The following is a 1,885-nucleotide window of genomic DNA, read 5'->3' as shown; positions in this document are numbered from 1 at the left end:
GATAAACAGCGTGCTGCCAAACAACAGCAAGGTAAACAGCAATACAGAACTACCCACAACACTGAACAAACTGACAAACTGATCAGACAGGGCTTCTCCCAGTAAGCCTCCGGCTGAAAACGGCAGCTGCATCGCCTGGTTATCAAAATGGGTCGACGCCAGCGCTGCGGCTCCCGCCAACACAAGTAAACCACCGACAGAGCGCAGAATAAAATACGGCACAGAATCCATCAGCCCAACGTCTCGACGCAACAAAAAGCGGACGGCGGGCAGGACAATCAACAACGGAATCAGATAGGCAGCGATCCCCACGCCAGATAACGCAAAGTCAGCCAACCATGCCCCAACCTGCCCGGTATAATTTCGCACATCTGGTTGATAGCCTAAGTGGGACCAACCTGGATCACGAGGGTCATATCCCAGCAATGCCAGAAACAAAAACAGGTTCACACCGATGATGATGATCAGCCCTGACTCTTTAAATACGCGCGCCAGTAATGACGGGAATTCAAGCAGCTGATCTTTGTCGGTTAAATTCAACAGAAATTCTCCACTTTCAAGCTCTTACAACACCTTTCACACACAATCCGAACCATACCATAAAGTGAGTGAGTTACGGGAATGATGTCACCCATCACACCGCCTGTAACGATTGCTCAATTATCGTTTCACTTGCGAATTCCTCGTTATATTGAGACAGAGTAATACGACAATCCACTGCTGCTAAGTTCCACCGCTGATAGGAGACACGATGACAAACAACCGTAAATGGTGCATACAAAAACACAGGATAATATGACATCGCATTAAACATAGTACGGATCACGAACCCGTAAATATATTTAGCAGGCGCGGCAACTCTCTGCTTGCCCTCCAAACACTTTGCCAACCTCGGCAAACCGACACCCGGCAAGCAAAACGCCATAAGACGCAATCTATTCACGTATGCATGGCTACTCCCTTCTCAAACGCCGATACACGCATCACGTCCAGCCAGATCGCCTCACGTAAAAACCCACCCAACGCTCTCCGATCCCGAACCGCTTATGTCACGCGGGGCTCAGGATACCTACATTGACTCAACGACCAGATTCATCGCCAAGGCCGATCAATTTTTTCACACAAACCCGATACATCCATTCTCTCCAATGCAGCAACTGCAAAATAAATTTGGCACTTAGCCTTGAAAATTTACTTTTCGCCCCTATCCTTTCGCCATACCCCTACCTGTATGAATTTTGGATGACCATGAGCGAAGTACAACATCACCGTCTGATTATTCTGGGCTCCGGTCCAGCCGGTTACACCGCTGCGGTATACGCTGCCCGTGCCAACCTGAACCCTATTGTTATCACCGGCATGCAGGCCGGCGGCCAGTTGACCACCACCACTGACGTCGATAACTGGCCTGGAGACGTTGATGGCGTACAAGGCCCTGAACTCATGCAGCGCATGCAAGCTCACGCAGAGCGTTTCAACACACAGGTCCTGTTCGACCACATCAACGAAACTGATCTGAGCAACCGCCCTTTCCGCCTGAAAGGCGATATGGGCGAATACACCTGTGACTCCCTGATCATTTCTACCGGTGCGTCTGCACAGTACCTGGGTCTGGATTCTGAAGAAGCATTTAAAGGTAAAGGCGTATCCGCGTGCGCGACCTGTGATGGTTTCTTCTATCGTGGTCAGAAAGTCGCGGTCATCGGCGGTGGTAACACCGCGGTTGAAGAAGCGCTTTACCTGTCTAACATTGCAGCTGAAGTCACACTGATTCACCGCCGCGATTCTTTGCGCTGTGAAAAAATTCTGCAGGACAAACTGTTCGAACGTGCAGAAAACGGCAACATAAACATCATCTGGAACCACCAGCTTGACGAAGTTCTGG

At 50.0% G+C, this 1,885-nt stretch carries 2 protein-coding genes; one reads left to right on the top strand and one right to left on the bottom strand.

Annotated features, from left to right (window positions below; all coding sequences use genetic code 11):
* On the bottom strand, window positions 1-540 hold a 540-nt coding region (locus ABYW01_RS20620; protein WP_372836383.1), incomplete at its 3' end, for a DNA translocase FtsK 4TM domain-containing protein.
* A 708-nt stretch (window positions 541-1,248) separates the two neighbouring features.
* Between ABYW01_RS20620 and ABYW01_RS20615 the strand changes: the two genes are divergently transcribed.
* A partial coding sequence (locus ABYW01_RS20615) for an NAD(P)/FAD-dependent oxidoreductase (RefSeq protein WP_372836381.1) occupies window positions 1,249-1,885 on the top strand: 637 nt, incomplete at its 3' end.

The sequence above is a fragment of the Pontibacterium sp. genome, from assembly GCF_041587635.1.
In the GTDB taxonomy this organism is placed as follows: Bacteria; Pseudomonadota; Gammaproteobacteria; order Pseudomonadales; family Balneatricaceae; genus Pontibacterium.
This window is presented reverse-complemented; position numbering and strand designations above follow the sequence as displayed.